The sequence below is a fragment of the Geobacter metallireducens GS-15 genome (genome assembly GCF_000012925.1).
In the GTDB taxonomy this organism is placed as follows: domain Bacteria; phylum Desulfobacterota; class Desulfuromonadia; order Geobacterales; family Geobacteraceae; genus Geobacter; species Geobacter metallireducens.
In genome coordinates this window covers 3,088,334-3,103,299 of record NC_007517.1, presented here as the reverse complement: position 1 = coordinate 3,103,299, position 14,966 = coordinate 3,088,334, and the positions used below count along the sequence as shown (strand labels likewise).

Here is a 14,966-nt window from a genome sequence, read left to right as displayed (position 1 = left end):
ATGGGACTGCTTGACGAGTTGGTTAGCAAGGCGACGGGAATGCTGGGCGGCGGTCAGGGAGAGGGACAGGAGGGGTTGCTCGGCGGTGTGATGGAGATGCTCGGCGGCCAGGGGGGACTGGGCAACCTTGTCCAGAACTTCAAGGACAAGGGGCTCGGTGACATCATCTCCTCGTGGGTCAGTACGGGTCAGAACCTCCCCATCAACGCCGACCAGATCAAGGAAGGGCTCGGGAGCGAGACCATCCAGAACCTGGCCGCCAAAGTGGGGATCTCTCCGGACGACCTGAGCTCGAAGCTCTCCGAGCTCCTTCCCGGCGTCGTCGACAAGCTCACCCCCGACGGGCAAATCCCCGAAGGGGGGCTCCTGGAGAAGGGGTTGGAGTTCCTGAAGGGGAAGCTTGGGTAGGGTAAACATCACTGAGGTTGGAACGGAAAGGGGGGGACGATGCGGTGCATCGTCCCCCCTTTTTGTGCATGGCGCACTCCGTTTCACGGAAGGGATGTCGGGGTAGCGCCTGTCGTGAATTGCCACTGGTATGTAGTGGCCATTGAGTTGCCGGCCAGGTCTGTCACCCTGATGGAGACCGTGTAGGTAGTGTTGGCTGTCAGCAGGGTCGTGGGCTTCATGGTAACGGTGTTGGTGGTGTAGTCGATGGTCACTTTCGTCGGGAAACCATTGATGGAGCCGTAGTAGAAGGGGGCTATCGGTTCATTGAACGAGACGGATATTGGCGTATTGCGGGGCACGTCGGTGGAGCCGTCCAAGGGAAATTCTAATCCGGGACTCACGATTGGTGCTTCAGTGTCCTTGGCGGGAGGTGGTCTAGTAGTGAAATTCCAGGGGGGAAGTGCTGTCATGTTGTTACCGACCAGATCTGTCGCTGTTGTAGCGATGGTGACTGTATAGGAGGTATAATAGTCAAGGAGAGTGTCCGGTGTAAAGACCGCCGTATCACCGATGAAGCTGAAAGTTCCGGAAATTTTCTTGGTCGGGTCCGCGGTCGGGGTCAGCGAGAACGCAGCTTTTACGGAGTCGGTATTCATCGGTTCACTGAAGGTTATGGCGATGGTGGAGTTGATGCCGACGGCGGTGCCGGTCGGGGCATAGGACTGGACGGTGGGCGGCGTGGTGTCCTGCCCTATGCCGGTTGTGAACGTCCAGGCATGATCGCCTCCCAGGCTGTTTCCCGCCATGTCCTTGGCAGTGGCGGCGATGGTGGCGGTATATGGTGTATTGCCGTTGAGGGCAGGGGGGGTGAACGTTGCCGTGGTGCCGTTATAGCTGAAGGTGCAAGGAATAGTGGTTGAACCTGTGGCCAATGAAAAGGCGGCTTTCACAGAGTCCTGATTCATCGGTTCGCTGAAGGTGATGATGATGGGGGAGGTGGTCCCTACGTTGGTGGCGCCGTTGGCCGGCAGGGTCTGGGATATTTCGGGCCGAATGAGATCGATGGCGGTGACTCCTCCCCCACCCCCTCCGCTCCCGCATCCGACGACTAAAACGCAAAGAACGATTGCGGCGAAAAACAGCTTAATAAACCCCTTCATCACTACTCCTCCTCCCTTGCATCTTGCGGTCTAATCTCCAATACTACCGGTTACATCGTCGATCCAACAAAGTAAGTATTGAATAATATTAATTGACATTCTTTTCCCGTCAAGGAGCTGAGGCGAAAAACAGGATCGCTGAGAAGAAAAAGGCCACCCACGTGGGCGGCCTTTTTCTTCGGTTGCAGTGTAACGGAAGGGGCTATTTGACATCACTCGTCGGCTTCGGACCTTGTTTCACCCGGTTTTTCCGCTTTTCCCACCGCTCCTTGGCCTTTTTCCGCATGTCATCGGCTTTCTGGCGCTGTTCGGCGGTTAGCTGCTCACCGATTCTTGCGTGATACTTGTCGCGCATCTCCTGCATCTTTTCACGCTTCTGGACGCGGGTGAGGGTGGTGTCGTTGCGGATGGCCTGCATCTCCTGTATCTGCTCCTGGAGAATCGGCCTGATCTTCTCCTTCTGCTCGGCGCTGAGCCCGAGGTTTGCCTCCATTCGTTGGAGCATCCGTTCCGGGTCCATTTTCCGCATCTTGCCCGCGCCCCTCTTGGGCCCTGTCCCCGCTCCCGTTCCCGCACCCATGCCCGCTCCATCTCCCGGCCCGATCTGGGCCCATGCCCCGTGGTTGATTCCGGCAAGAGAGACGACGACCGCTGCGGCCGCCAGCACAAAACTGATCCGTTTCATCTCAGTACCTCCTTTTGTTTGATGGGTTACTCGTATAGTATCGAAAACGCCCCATCGGCAATGCCGGTTGACACGGCCGTCCATCAAAATCGTGGTCCCTCTCCCGAGGGGGGTGCTATACTGCCGCCACATGCCATTTCACAAGGAGTTGTTTCGTGCCCCGTTCCTGCACCCTCATCATCAATCCCACGTCGGGGAGCTATTCCGCGTCACTGGTCGACCGGGTGACGGCTCGCCTGGCCGCAGCCGGCTTCTCCCCCTCAGTGCTCCTCACCGGCGGTCCCGACGATGCCGCCGCCTTTGCCGCCCGGGCCTGCGCGGAGGAGGATCATCCCTTTATCGTGGCGGGCGGGGGGGATGGAACCATGAACGGCGTCATCAACGGCCTCGTGCCGGGCAGGGCGACCCTGGCCTTCCTCCCCCTGGGCACCGCCAATGTCTGTGCCCGGGAGCTGGGGATCGGCTCCGTGGACGAGGCGGTGCGCCGGATCATCCGGCGGGAGGCCCGCCCCCTGTCGGTGGGGCTCCTGGAAGGGTTCGGCGTCAGTCGCCGCTTCTTTCTCATGGCCGGCGCCGGGTTCGACGGCTTCGTGGTGGAGGGGGTGCTTGGCGAGGAGAAAAAGCGCTTCGGCAAGGGGGCCTACCTCCTCTCGGCCCTTCGGACCCTCTCCGCCTGGGATGGGAGGCCCATGGAGGTGGAAGCGGCGGGGGCGCGCCGCTCCTGCCACAGCGTCATCGTCTGCAATGCGGCCCGCTACGGCGGGAGCTTCGTCCTGGCCCCCGGCGCAAGCCTCTTCGAGCCCCGCTTCCGGGTGGTCTGCGTCGAGGCGGGGAGGCGGCGCGATTACCTCCGGCTCGCCCTGAGGGTGGCTGCCGGGCGCGGGGCCGCCGGTGCGGGGGTCACGGTCTTCGATGCCGATACCGTGACCATCGGCGGCAACAAGGCGGTGCAGGTGGATGGTGACTTCATCTGCCACGGCCCGGTCACGATCCGTTCCCTTCCGGATTTCGCGCGGCTGGTGGTGTAAGGGGCTCCCGGAGGAGCGACAGCCGGAACCAGATCCAGACCAGGAGCGCCGTTGCCCGATGGCCGGCCCCGTTTTCGGTGAGCCGGTCGAAGATGCGGTCGTGGAGATCGAGGCGCGGCGTCTCTCCTTCGCCCACGGGCGTCCCCTGCCGGAAGTGGCGCCGCACGTCGAGGAAAAAGGGAATCTGCCAGGCGTTGGCCCGCACGTAACGCCCGGTCTCGCGCCAGAGCCTCCCGCGCTCCCGGCGGGGAAGGGGGCGGAGCAACCTGGCGATGAGGCGGAGTACCGGACCGAGGAGGAGGCGTCCGGCCCGGTCCTGGCTCTGGTAGAGGCGTGGCAGTTCCGCCAGGAACGGATCCCAGCCCATGGCCGCGAAGTTCATGAGGAGGGCGTTCAGGGTCTGGCGCTCCCGCAATCCCTCCGCCTCGAAGCGGCGGGCCGAGGTGACAATCTCTGCCGGCAGGAGCAGCCACTCCCCCAGGGCCGCGATCCGCTCTGCCAGCCCCACGTCCTCCAGGATCGGGAACGACTCGTCGAAGGGGCCTGCCTCGGCAAAAAAGCGCCGCCCGAGGAGGAGCCCCTGGTCGCCGTGGGTGCATCCGGGCCGGTGGAGCCGGGCCTTCCACTCGTAGAAATAGTAGGGGAGGGAAGGGGCGGAATCTGTGCGCTCGAAGCGGAGCCGGAAGTGCCCGGCCACCCGGTGGCTTCCCCCGGCGGCAACCGTCTGCGTGAAGGCATCCAGGGCGGTCCGCAGGGCCAGGGGATCGGGGAAGGCGCAGTCGGCGTGGAGAAAGAGAAGGGTGTCGCCCGCGGCAGCCGCGGCGCCGGCATTCATCTGCCGTCCACGTCCGCGGCCGGTTTCGATGACCGTTGCCGCGAAGGGGGTGGCAGCGGCCAGCCTCCGGGCGCTCTCCGGCGTCCCGTCCGTGGAGCCGCCGTCGGCGATCACCAGCTCAAACCTGACCCCCTGCTGGGCGGAGAGCATCGCGAAGAAGCGTTCGAGCCCCTCGGCCTCATTCAGGGTCGGGACGGTGATGGAGAGTTCGGGATGGTCCGGTTCGTCGTGCATGGCACCCGGCATACTACCGTAGCCTGCGAAGAATGAGAACGGCCTTTCTCCTTGATTGCAGCTCCCAAACGTAAAAAGCCGCCCTTTTTGACTGGGCGGCTTTTTACATGCGGATATGGGGGCGTTCAGTTCATGACACCATCCGCGATCTTCACCAGGTTCGGCAGGTCGGGCTTGGTGACGATATCGAGCGCCCCCAGGTCCTTCCATTTGCGCCGGTTATCCTCGGTGGCCAGGGACGAGAAGATCAGTACCGGCAGCTCCTTGAGCACGTCGTCCTTCTTCACGAGGGAGGTGAGGTGGAGTCCGTCCATCTTCGGCATCTCCACGTCGGTGATGAGGAGGTCCAGCTCGCTTCTGAGGGGAGTTCCGGCGGCCCGGCAGTGAGAGAGCTTGGCGACGATCATGTTCCAGGCATCCTCGCCGTTCTCCGCCTCCTCCACGTTGTAGCCGGCGGCCCGCAGCGACGAGCAGATGCTGTTGCGGATGAAGGTCGAGTCGTCCGCCACGAGGATGCGGTGGCGGCTCCGGTCGAGGATGGCCCCCTCCAGGAGCTGGTCATGGCCGATCTCGTGGAGGACGTCCATGCAGCAGATCTCGCCCACGATCTTCTCGAAGTCGAGGATCAGGATGATCCGGTCCTCCATTTTCACCATGCCGGTCACGTAGGCCGACTCGATGGCCCGTACCGGCGGCTCCACCTGCTCCCACGAGATGCGGTAGATGCGAGAAACGCCGTTCACCAGCACGCCGATCATCATCCGGTTGAATTCCAGGACGATGACCCGGTCCGGGGCGAGGCAGCTCATGTTCTTGCCGAGGGTGGTGGCCAGATCAACCACCGTGATGACCTTGTCGCGGAGCTTCATCATCCCCGCGATGGCGGGATGGGCATTGGGAACCTTCCACATCTGGGGCTTGCGGATGATCTCCCGGACCTTGGCCACGTTGACGCCGAAGTAGGAGGGGATCGCCTCCCCCTTTTCGTTGTGTTCATTGAGCATGAACTCGACGATCTCGAGCTCGTTGGTGCCGCTTTCCAGCAGGATAGTGTGGTCAGCCATGGGCGCGTTCCCCTCGTCGCTGTGATCTGCCTTCCGACCGAAGGCCTGATACTCGTATCGGCTGGCATTGAGGGAACTTTAGTAAAATAGCGAGATAACGAGATAGTTATTGTTTCTTACTACTTGCTACTTCGCTACTTGCTATCTCGCTTTCTTCACCTCTATCCTCGTGTCATAGAACGTGCTCCCGTTCCCCCGGTCGGTGAGGCGCTGGCTGGTGAGGGCGTTCACGGTCCGGTCGCCGGGGGCGTGCTCCGACCACCAGACTCCCTCGGCCACGGCCACGCCGGGAGGGACCCGGTCGGTCACCGCAAGGGTGAACTCCACTTTGCCCCGTTCGTTGCAGGCGATCACCCGCTCGCCGTCCCCGATTCCCCGCGTCCCGGCCTCGACCGGGTTCACCATGAGGCGCATCCCCCCCTGTCTTTCCCGTAGTTCATCCTGCTCGTAGAAGGAGGCGTTGAGGGCGTAGAGGGTCGGCGCGGTCATGAGCATGAGGGGGAGATTCCCCTCTTCCTCGTGGGTGGGGAGATGCCGGGGAAGGGGTTCCGGCTCCCGGTGGTTGAGGATTTCCACCTTCCCCGACGGGGTCCGGAAGGTGCGGGGGGCGTCCGGGGCCAGGGGAAGCTCCACCCCCTTCCCTTCCTCGAAGCGGGCCAGGTCGATCCCATCCCTCATGGGGGCGGGGATCGCTACAAGGTGCTCGATGATCTCCTCCTCGGTCTGGCTGAAGTACGGTTCGTCGAACCCCATGGCCTCGGCCAGAAACGCGAAGGTGTCCCAGTTGGACCTGCTCTCCCCCACTGGCGGGATGGCCGGCCATGCACGCTGGATGCAGTAGGTGCCGTAGGCCCGGTAGACATCCCCCGTCTCCAGGGACGAGCAGGCGGGGAGCACCACGTCGGCCCAGCGGGCCGTGTCGGTCATGAACCGATCGTGCACCACGGTGAAGAGGTCGTTGCGGGCAAGTCCTCGAAGGATCGCGTTCTGGTCCGGGGTCACCGATGCCGGGTTTGAGTGGTAGACGTAGAGGGACTTCACTGGCGGGTCGGACAGCTCCGTCAGGGCGTGCCCCAGGCGGTTCATGTTCACGATCCGGGTGGGGCGCAGCATGAAGTCCTCCCGGGTCACCTCCTTCATGGCAAAGGCGGCGCCGGTGCTGGTGGAGGCCAGGAGCCCTCCCCCCCGCTTTCCGTAGGCCCCCACCAGGGCCGGCAGCGCACAGATGGTGCGGACCGTCATGGCGCCGTTGCCGTAGCGGGAGAGCCCGCTCCCCAGCCGGATGAAGGGGGCTTGCGCCCGGGCGTAGCAGCGCGCCATATCTTCGATGACCGAAGCGGGAACACCGGTGATGGCGCTCACCCGCTCCGGCGGGTAGCCGGGGAGGATCTGCTCCGCCAGTTCGGCAAAGCCCTGGATCCGCTCCTCCACGAAGGCCTTGTCGATGAGCCCTTCCCGGGCGATGACGTGCATCATCCCCAGGGCCAGGGCGCCGTCGCTCCCGGGGCGGGAGAGGATGACCCGGTCCGCCGCGGCGGCGGTGGGGGTCTCATAGGTGTCGATGAGCCAGACCTGGGCGCCCCGCTTCCTTGTCTCCCTGACTCCATGGAGGAAGTGGATGTTGGTGGCCGCCGCATTGATCCCCCAGAGGATCACCAGATCGCTTTCCGCCACCTCGTCCGGGTGGGGGGACGGCGTATCCCCCATGATTGCCTTCCACCCCGCCTCCTTGGCCGGCGAGCAGATGGTCCTGTCGAGCCGTGACGCCCCCAGCCGGTGGAAGAACGCGTGGCCGCAGTTGCGGTGCACGAGCCCCATGGTTCCGGCGTAGGAGTAGGGGAGGATTGCCTCGGCCCCGTAGCCGGAGATAATCTCCCGCCAGCGGGCCGCGATTATGGCAACAGCCTCGTTCCAGGTGGCGGCGCGGAACTCCCCCTTCCCCTTGGGGCCGATGCGGACGAGGGGGGTTGTGAGGCGCAGGGGGGAGTGGGCCGTCTTCTCATAGTGGAGCATCTTGGGGCAGAGGGTGCCCCGGGTGAAGGGGTGCTCCGGGTCGCCGGAAACGCGCATGGCCCGGCCGTCCTCCACCTCCACCAGGAGGCCGCAGGTGTCGGGGCAGTCGTAGGGGCAGACGGAGCGTCGTATTTCAGTGGGCATGGGAACCTCACGATTGCAAGGGATGGAATAGTTGTCGTAAAGAGGAAATAATTCAAAAAAAATATAACACGGAGAGACGGAGGACACGGAGCAAAATCGGGTATGTCAGTCACAATCAACTTGGTTGATGGTGTCTTCTGATTGCTGAACAAAAACTACAGGGTATGGGCTTCTCCGTGCTCTCCGTTTCTCCGTGTTATTCAAAAAGATGTTGTTTTCGTGGTCGACGTCGAGCAGGAAGGCAGAGTGAAGTAACAGGTGGTTCCGGCCCCCGGCGTGCTTTCGAGCCAGACGCGGCCGTCGTGGCGTTCCATGACCCGGTGAACGATGGCGAGCCCCACCCCGGTGCCGGGGAACTCATCGGGGCCGTGGAGCCGCTCGAAGGGCTTGAACAGTTTGCCCACATAGGCCATGTCGAAACCGACCCCGTTGTCTTTCAGGAGGAAGACCTTCTCCCCGTCCCGCTCGATGCTGCCGAACTCGATGCGGGCATCGGGGGTGCGTGACGTGAACTTCCAGGCGTTCCCCACCATGTTCTCCAGGGCCGTCCAGATGAGTTCCGTGTCGCCGTGGGCCGTCACTTCTGGCCCCACCGTCAGCGCCACCTCCCGCAGGGGATCGGCCTGCCGCAGCGTCGCGACGATCGCCCGCACCATGGCGCCCAGGTCCATCTCCCGGCAGGTCATTCCCCGCCGCTGCACGTTGAACAGGGTCGACATGGTCGAGATCACCCGCTCCATCTGCCTTCCCACCGTGGCGATGCGCCGGATATACGCGCGGGCCTCCTCGTCGAGCCGCTCGCCGCAGTCCTCCTTCAGGGCCTTGCAGAGGCCGTTCAGGCGCAAGAGCGGCGCCCGCAGGTCATGGGCGGCCGAATAGCTGAACGACTCCAGTTCCCGGTTCACCGCCTCCAGCTGGGCGGTCCGGTCAATGACCTTATCCTCCAGACGGGCATTCAGCTCCCGCAACTGCCTCTCCGCCTCGTCCCGTTCCTCCCGCCGCTGCCTGAGGGCGTTCACCATCCGGTTGTAGGATGCGGTGAGCTCGCCGATCTCGTCCTCCGATTCCACCGGGAGGAGTACGTTCGTCTCTCCCCTTTCGATGGCCCTGACCTCATCCGACAGGTGGGTGAGGGGACGGGTGATGCCGCGGATGATCAAGTAGACCAGCCCCATTCCAACGGCCAGAAACGCCAGCGCCCCAATGACCGCCGTGGCGGTGAGGCGGCGGACGTGGGCATGGACCTTCTCTTCATCCATCACGACCCGCACCGTCCCGAGGCGCTGGCCGGCCTGGGGCGGCTGTTGCGCCGGCGAGAAGTAGAGGTCATCATCGTTCCCCTTGCCCTGGAGCGCGAAGACCGGCTCCGAAAACTCCTGCGTCAGGGCGGCGCTGCTCCCGCCATCGCTCACCGATTGCCGCGCCGCGCGGGCCAGGGTCCGGCCATCCCGGTCGACGATGGTTACCTCCAGCACGTCGGGGGTCCGTATCACCCCATCGGCCAGGTCGGCGAGCTGGTCGCGGTTGGCGGCAAAGAGCCCCAGACGGGCGTTATGGGCAAGGAGGCGGGTCAGGAGCTGACCCTCGGTGACAAGATTCTCGTGGAGTATGGCGTGCTGGTTGGTGAGGAAGAAGACGATGGAAACAGCCGAGAGGATAACGATGCCGGCGGCTGTCGCCGAGAAGAGTTTGGCGCGAAAGCTCCCGCGGACGTCCCGTGGCGGGGTGGGGTTCGCCGGTTGGGAAGAATCACAGGGGGAGTTCTTATCCATGGGGGGTTACTCCTTCAACGTGATGCCCAAGTGCTGCGCCACGGAGTGGTTCACCTTCAGGCGCGTCTTTGCGGGATGCTCCGGCGTTTCCGCTTGGGGCGAAGCGCCGTCCAGGATGCGGCGGGCCATGCGGCCGGCCTGCCGTCCCATGTCGGCCGGGTCCACCTCGATGGCGGCAACGGCCCCCTGCTGCAGGTACTTGGCGGCAAAGGCCACCACCGGCACCCGGTTTTGCTGGGAGAAGAGGGCGAAGGACTCCATGGTGTCGCGGGTCACCACCGTCGGGTCGGGGAGGAGCCAGAGGGTGTCCACCTTCCCCTTGAGGGAGGAAAGCTCACGGACCGCCTCGCGGGGGTCGTCGGCCCTGCGGACCACCAGGGTGATGCCGAGCCGCTCCGCCGCCTGGCGGGCCTCCTGCACCAGCGCACCGGTCTTGGCCGGGTTGTAGATGATCCCCACACGCTTGCCACCCAGCCCATTTCCGCAGAGGGAGAGGTAGCGCTCCGCCGGCACGTCCATCTCGATGCCGGTCACGTTGCGTCCCGTGGCGTCGGCGGTTGCGGAGGGGGGCACCATCACGTAGACCACCGGAATCTCGCGAATATCCCGCACCCTCGCCAGGGCGTCGCGCCCCACTGCCAGCACCAGCCGGGGGCGGGCCTCCCGCACGGCCCGGACCACGTCGGCACCCCGAAGGTCGGAGAGCACGAACCGCTCCACGGAACGCACGCCGGCCGTGTCCTTGAAGCCGTGGAATGCGGCCTCGAAGGGTGCCAGGCGCTCGCCCTGCACCACCACGACTTCCGCGGCGAAAGCCGGGAAGCCCCAGAGGAGCAGTACAGCGAGTATGTGGAGGATCAGTCGGTTCATGCGTTCCTAAATAGTTTCCGTTACCACTTGATGCGGAGGCCGCCTTCGAACCAGCGGCTGGGGTTGACGAAGATTTCGTTCGTGTACTGCCTGCCGTTGAACAGGTTGTGGCCCGTGAAGAAGAGCTCCGCTTCGGCGTTTTGACCCTTGTAGGCCTTCCACCCCAGGTTCAGGTCCCAGATGAAGTCATCGTAGCGGGCATTGAACGCAATGCCGCCCCTCGTCGAGGGTTCGTTCCACCAGATATAGTGCCCCAGGAGGGCGCCCCGGAAGGTGCGGTCGTCATAGTGGAGCCCCAGGTCCCACGTCTGGCGGGGAATTTCCTGAAGCCGCCGGTCGGTGTCGGCGTTCCTGGCGTCGATGAAGACGTAGCCCAGGGAGAGCCAGGTATCAAAGAAGGGGGTGGTGCGGGCCTCCACCTCGAACCCTTCCTTGAGCAGTCTCAGCCGTTCACCGTTGACGGCGACATCCCGGGCCGTGTTGCGGAACCATCCCGCCTTGAGCCAGAGGAAGGGGATTTCCGTCGTCTCGATTCCCGCGTGGATTGCCCAGATCCGTTCGTTGGTGAAGGCCGGGTCGAAATTGATGGTCGACAGGCTGTACCCCCGGGCGTAGTTGGCCCGCAGGAGGGTCCGGTCGGTGAGGTTGACGGTTGCCCCGAGGCTCTGGCTCCAGAACTCGCCATCGCGGCTGGTCCGGTCATAACGCAGCGCCGGGGTGAGGGTGAACCGCTCCCAGGCGATGGTGTCGTTCAGGAAGAAGCCCCACTTGTCGTTGGTCCCCTCGCTCGGCGCGGGGAAGGTGCCGAGCAGGGTGAAGGTGTCGCTACTGGTTTTTGTGTGGCCGTGGTCGAAATCCATGCCGCCGACCACCGTGTGGAGCCCCTGCCGCCACGTGAGGAGAGCACTCGCTCCGGCGGCTTCCTCCTTATTGTCGACGAGTTGGAATGTGTCGCCGGAAGTCAGGAAGTAACGCCTGCTATCCGCGTCAAGGAGGGAGCCTTTGAGAGCAAGGTCAAGGGCGAGCCGCTCGGTGAGGTGGTAATTCAGGGCAAGGGTCGAGGTGAGTCGGCTTGTCTCTAAATCGGAGGTGACTGTGCCTTCGGACAGAATGGGGAGCAGCCGGGCGGGGAGCGGGAAGACCCCTTCGCCCGCTGCACCCTTGAGGTAGTTGATGGTGAAGCGGATGCTCCCCTTGTCGCGGAGGCTCCAGAGGAGCTTGGCATAGAGGTTGTTGCTGTCGGAGGCATTATGGGGGCGGAAGCCGTCGGACCGGACGTTGCCGCCCGAGAGGTAGTAGCCCAGCCGTCCCATGGTCCCGGTCAGCTCGCCTTGGGCGTCGCGGGTGCCGCGCTCCCCCCCGGAGAAGGAGGCGGACCCGCCGGGGATGGCAGTTTCCCGGGGGGATTTAGTGATAACGTTGATGACCCCCCCCAGGGCGGAGCCCCAGGCCGTGGAGGCCGGCCCCTTCACGATTTCGATCCGTTCGATGTTCCCCACCGGGATCTGGGCGATGACCGCGGCGTTGTCGGACAGATTGCTCATGGAGACGCCATCCACGAGGACCAGGACATGGCGGAAACTGGAGCCCAGCAGCGAGTAGTCGGTGACGAGTCCACCCCGCAGGTCGACCTGGACCCCGGGGACCCTGTTCAGCACCTCTGCCAGGTTATGGGCGTTCTGGGCCTCGATCTCCGCGGCGGTGACCACGGTGATGTCTTCGGCGCTGCGGGAAAGGGGGCGGGGGGAGCGGGTGGCGGCTGATACCGCCAAATCGCTGGGCTCGTAGTAGAGCTCCAACAAATTTGAGTCACTCTCCTCTGCGGCGTGGAGGGGGGGGGCACCGGTGAAAAGAAGGGTGAAACAGACGAGAAGTGCCGAGATAACCATGCGAATCAACGACGTATTTGCCCGGCTCCCCAAGGGGGGGTGGGAGGATTCAATAACGTCGTTGATTGATGGCGATTCGGGCATGTGAGTTGCTTGTGAATGTTATGGGTCCTGGTTATTTGACGTTGCGCGAGGTGAGAACAATTTTCCGGATTTTTAGCAGGAAAGTTTTGTTGTGTCACCCGTTATTTTGCTGCTGCCGCCAAGGCGAGGTCAACGGAAGGAGGTGAGCGCCATGACTGAGGAACGTGAGGAAGTGGTTGTTCTCGACGAAGGGGTTGAGGAGTCGGCCGATGGGCCCCTGGCCTGTTGCACGGTGAGTGTTGCTTTCTTCTTTTAACGGATGCTTGCGATGGCGTGCGGTGTATTTAGCCGGGGGACGGGTTCCCCCGGCTCTTTTGGGGGTAGCCATGATCCTCTCCCGCCACGTGAAAGTCTTCCCCTGCACGGAGCAGCCGGGCCATCTCATTCTCTTCTCCTGCCGCACCGGAGCGGTGCTCCGCGTACCCGCCCCCCTCCTCGAAGCCGCCCGCGGCGGCACCCTTTCGCCTAAGCCCGCCGAAACCCTCTCCCGCCACGGCTTTCTCGCCGAAGACCCGGGAACGGAGCAGCGGGAGATGCTCGCCTGGTTCGACCGGATCAACGCGCGGCGGCGCCGCTGCAGCGCCGTGGTGGTCCTGACCCGGGCCTGCAACCTCGCCTGCCCTTACTGCTTCGAGGCGAATCAGCCGAGCCTGCGCCAGATGGACGGGGAGACCGCCGACCTCTTCGTATCCTTGGTGGAGCGGGAACACCTGGCCCGGGGACGGAGGGTCTCGCTCAATTTCTACGGCGGCGAGGCGCTGCTGCGCCCCGACCTGATCCGCCGGATCGCCGGACCGCTGCGGGCGACCGGCGGCGACCGGTTTTCCTTCAGCCTGGTCACCAACGGTACCCTCCTCACCCGGACGCTGGTGAAAGATCTTCTCCCCCTCGGCCTGGACGGCGCCAAGGTGACCCTCGACGGCCCGCCGCAAATCCATGACCGGCTGCGTCCCTTTGTCTCGGGAGAGGGGAGCTTTGCCGCGATCATCGCCAACCTGCGGGAGGTGTGCGGCCTGATCGGCATCGCCATCGGCGGGAACTACACCCGCGACACCTGGCGGGAGTTCCCCCAACTCCTCGACATTCTCCCTGTCGCGGGGCTCACCCCGGAGCGGGTCCGTCTCGTCAGGTTCGATCCGGTGATCGGCCGGGAGGGTGTTGCGGGGCTTCCCGACTTTTCGGAAGGGTGCGGCGGACTCACTGAGCCGTGGCTCGTGGAGGCGTCCCTCGTCCTTCGGGAGGAGATCGTGAAACGAGGGTACCTGACGTCTAAACCGGCCCCGGCCGCCTGCATGGTGGAGTTCGACACCGATCTGGTGGTCGACACCGATGGGGCCATCTACCGCTGTCCCGCCTTCATCGGCCGGCCGGCGTTCGTTGCCGGCCATCTACGAAACGGCGCCGGCAGCGCAGGGGACGCGTACGGGATGGACGCCTGGAAGCAGGAGGAGTGCCTCGACTGCGCCTACCTCCCCCTCTGCTTCGGTGGCTGCCGCTTCATGAGGCTGGTGGAAACGGGTGCGGTGGACGGTGTGGCATGCCAGCGGGAGTACCTGGACGCGACCCTTGAGGCGATGGTGCGGCGAGGCGAATATCCCCTCACCCGCCCTCCGGGCACCCTCTCCCACGGGGAGAGGGAATTACACCCCTCGCCCTGCCCCCTATGACAGCATCCGGTCCAGTTCGTCGAAATCCAGCACCTTTTCCGCCTGGGCCTTGACGAGATCGATCTTCTCGGCGTCTTCGGCGCTGATCTTGGAGACGTGGTATTTCATGGCCGAGAAGATGTCGGCGGTGGTCTCGTGGATCCGGATGTAGGGGATGGAGCTGTCGTCGAGGATCTTCTGGGTGATGGCGGAGACCGGCGCGTGGCCGGGAACCACGAGGCCGGCGATCTTCTCCCGGTAGGCGGGGATGTTGTAGAGGGACGAGAGGGTGACGAGGAGCTCGTCCCGGGAGCTGGTGACCAGGAGCATGGTCGATTCGGCAAGTCCGTCGATGACCTTCTGGGACGAGGCTGCCCCCAGTTGGATATGGTGGATGATCCGGGTCCCCTGGCTCTGGTCCCCCCTGAGGGGGTGGGCCAGGAGCCGCGCAATGTTGTTGAGGGTGGGGTTGGCGAGGATCGGCGACCAGTCGAAGGCCCCGACGACGTTGATGCCGTGGGGGGTGAAGGCCCGCTGGAGGTAGGAGAGGGAGGTCTCCCGCTTCTCGGGGATGAGCTTGTTGACCAGGAGCATCCGCAGGTCGGCTCCCTCCATCCGGTAGAGGGGGAGGTTCAGCTGGACTGAGTCGATGACGTTGCCGATGCCGCCGCCGGAGACCATGATGGCCGGGGCATCCACCAGCTTGGCCACCTTGGCGTTGTTCATGCCGATGACGGAACCGACCCCGCCGTGGCCCGATCCTTCGATGATGAGGTAGTCGTTTTTCCGCTCCAACTCCCGCACTGCTTCGGTGATCCGCTCCGCGGGCCAGAGGGTGGGGATCTCCCCGTCGATGAAGCGCTTGGTGGAGCCCCGCTCCAGCACTACCGGCGACATATGGTTGATGTCCCCTTCGAGGCCGAAGATGCGCGCCATGAGGGCCGCGTCCATGTCGACGGTGATATCGTTGAAGAGCTGGCACTTGGGGCCGATGGCCTTGATGAAGCCGACCCTGCCGTACTTTTTCCGGGCCAGGTGCATCAGCGAGACGCTGATGGTGGTCTTGCCCGAGTTCATTCCCGTTGCCGCGATGAAAACCTTCTTGCACATGGTGATCGCTTCCATCTCTGACCGCTGAGATCCACTACCCAA

13 protein-coding genes are annotated in these 14,966 nt (G+C 64.1%); 4 read left to right on the top strand and 9 right to left on the bottom strand.

Annotated features, from left to right (window positions below):
- The gene (locus tag GMET_RS13755) at positions 1 to 408 is read left to right on the top strand and encodes a YidB family protein (RefSeq protein WP_004511715.1); all 408 of its coding nucleotides are present in this window, start codon (positions 1 to 3) and stop codon (positions 406 to 408) included.
- A gap of 83 nt (positions 409 to 491) precedes the next feature.
- Here GMET_RS13755 and GMET_RS13750 read toward each other — a convergent pair whose 3' ends face one another.
- Both GMET_RS13750 and GMET_RS13745 read right to left on the bottom strand, forming a co-directional pair.
- On the bottom strand, positions 492 to 1,550 hold the full coding sequence (locus tag GMET_RS13750; protein WP_004511716.1) for an Ig-like domain-containing protein: 1,059 nt from the start codon (positions 1,548 to 1,550) through the stop codon (positions 492 to 494).
- 202 nt (positions 1,551 to 1,752) lie between these two features.
- Positions 1,753 to 2,235 (bottom strand): hypothetical protein, encoded by a 483-nt coding sequence (locus GMET_RS13745; RefSeq protein ID WP_004511717.1) that lies wholly within the window; start codon positions 2,233 to 2,235, stop codon positions 1,753 to 1,755.
- 155 nt (positions 2,236 to 2,390) lie between these two features.
- Here GMET_RS13745 and GMET_RS13740 point away from each other — a divergent pair, with 155 nt between their 5' ends.
- The gene (locus tag GMET_RS13740) at positions 2,391 to 3,263 is read left to right on the top strand and encodes a diacylglycerol/lipid kinase family protein (RefSeq protein ID WP_004511718.1); all 873 of its coding nucleotides are present in this window, start codon (positions 2,391 to 2,393) and stop codon (positions 3,261 to 3,263) included.
- On the opposite strand, the gene GMET_RS13735 is transcribed toward GMET_RS13740, so the two are convergent.
- From GMET_RS13735 to GMET_RS13710, 6 genes are all read right to left on the bottom strand, one after another.
- Positions 3,220 to 4,332 carry a TIGR04283 family arsenosugar biosynthesis glycosyltransferase gene (locus GMET_RS13735; protein ID WP_011366093.1) on the bottom strand — a complete coding sequence of 371 codons (1,113 nt, stop codon included), beginning with the start codon at positions 4,330 to 4,332 and terminating at the stop codon, positions 3,220 to 3,222. The two genes, GMET_RS13740 and GMET_RS13735, sit on opposite strands and share 44 nt — an antisense overlap.
- A gap of 125 nt (positions 4,333 to 4,457) precedes the next feature.
- Entirely contained in the window at positions 4,458 to 5,396 is a 939-nt protein-coding gene (locus GMET_RS13730; RefSeq protein WP_004511720.1) for a chemotaxis protein, read from the bottom strand.
- 141 nt (positions 5,397 to 5,537) lie between these two features.
- Positions 5,538 to 7,553, bottom strand: a complete 2,016-nt coding sequence (locus tag GMET_RS13725) for a molybdopterin oxidoreductase family protein (RefSeq protein ID WP_004511721.1) — start codon at positions 7,551 to 7,553, stop codon at positions 5,538 to 5,540.
- A gap of 200 nt (positions 7,554 to 7,753) precedes the next feature.
- The gene (locus GMET_RS13720; RefSeq protein ID WP_004511722.1) at positions 7,754 to 9,325 is read right to left on the bottom strand and encodes a sensor histidine kinase; all 1,572 of its coding nucleotides are present in this window, start codon (positions 9,323 to 9,325) and stop codon (positions 7,754 to 7,756) included.
- Positions 9,326 to 9,331: 6 nt separating this feature from the next.
- The gene (locus tag GMET_RS13715) at positions 9,332 to 10,195 is read right to left on the bottom strand and encodes an ABC transporter substrate-binding protein (protein WP_004511723.1); all 864 of its coding nucleotides are present in this window, start codon (positions 10,193 to 10,195) and stop codon (positions 9,332 to 9,334) included.
- Between the two features lie 20 nt (positions 10,196 to 10,215).
- On the bottom strand, positions 10,216 to 12,084 hold the full coding sequence (locus GMET_RS13710) for a TonB-dependent receptor plug domain-containing protein (RefSeq protein ID WP_187148452.1): 1,869 nt from the start codon (positions 12,082 to 12,084) through the stop codon (positions 10,216 to 10,218).
- A 235-nt stretch (positions 12,085 to 12,319) separates the two neighbouring features.
- Between GMET_RS13710 and gptA the strand changes: the two genes are divergently transcribed.
- Positions 12,320 to 12,424 (top strand): geopeptide, encoded by a 105-nt coding sequence (gene gptA / locus GMET_RS18450; protein WP_004511725.1) that lies wholly within the window; start codon positions 12,320 to 12,322, stop codon positions 12,422 to 12,424.
- 70 nt (positions 12,425 to 12,494) lie between these two features.
- Positions 12,495 to 13,835, top strand: a complete 1,341-nt coding sequence (gene gptM / locus GMET_RS13705; protein ID WP_004511726.1) for a geopeptide radical SAM maturase — start codon at positions 12,495 to 12,497, stop codon at positions 13,833 to 13,835.
- Here gptM and GMET_RS13700 read toward each other — a convergent pair.
- Positions 13,830 to 14,924, bottom strand: coding sequence for an AAA family ATPase (locus tag GMET_RS13700; protein WP_011366091.1), 1,095 nt, complete (start codon positions 14,922 to 14,924; stop codon positions 13,830 to 13,832). The two genes, gptM and GMET_RS13700, sit on opposite strands and share 6 nt — an antisense overlap.
- Between the last annotated feature and the right edge of the window lie 42 nt (positions 14,925 to 14,966).

Coding starts and splice junctions, on each gene's coding strand:
- GMET_RS13725 (WP_004511721.1), bottom strand. CDS start 7,553: ATGCCCACTGAAATACGACGCTCCGTCTGCCCCTACGACTGCCCCGAC.
- GMET_RS13745 (WP_004511717.1), bottom strand. CDS start 2,235: ATGAAACGGATCAGTTTTGTGCTGGCGGCCGCAGCGGTCGTCGTCTCT.
- GMET_RS13710 (WP_187148452.1), bottom strand. CDS start 12,084: ATGGTTATCTCGGCACTTCTCGTCTGTTTCACCCTTCTTTTCACCGGT.
- GMET_RS13715 (WP_004511723.1), bottom strand. CDS start 10,195: ATGAACCGACTGATCCTCCACATACTCGCTGTACTGCTCCTCTGGGGC.
- gptM (WP_004511726.1), top strand. CDS start 12,495: ATGATCCTCTCCCGCCACGTGAAAGTCTTCCCCTGCACGGAGCAGCCG.
- GMET_RS13755 (WP_004511715.1), top strand. CDS start 1: ATGGGACTGCTTGACGAGTTGGTTAGCAAGGCGACGGGAATGCTGGGC.
- GMET_RS13700 (WP_011366091.1), bottom strand. CDS start 14,924: ATGTGCAAGAAGGTTTTCATCGCGGCAACGGGAATGAACTCGGGCAAG.
- GMET_RS13735 (WP_011366093.1), bottom strand. CDS start 4,332: ATGCACGACGAACCGGACCATCCCGAACTCTCCATCACCGTCCCGACC.
- GMET_RS13730 (WP_004511720.1), bottom strand. CDS start 5,396: ATGGCTGACCACACTATCCTGCTGGAAAGCGGCACCAACGAGCTCGAG.
- gptA (WP_004511725.1), top strand. CDS start 12,320: ATGACTGAGGAACGTGAGGAAGTGGTTGTTCTCGACGAAGGGGTTGAG.
- GMET_RS13720 (WP_004511722.1), bottom strand. CDS start 9,325: ATGGATAAGAACTCCCCCTGTGATTCTTCCCAACCGGCGAACCCCACC.
- GMET_RS13750 (WP_004511716.1), bottom strand. CDS start 1,550: ATGAAGGGGTTTATTAAGCTGTTTTTCGCCGCAATCGTTCTTTGCGTT.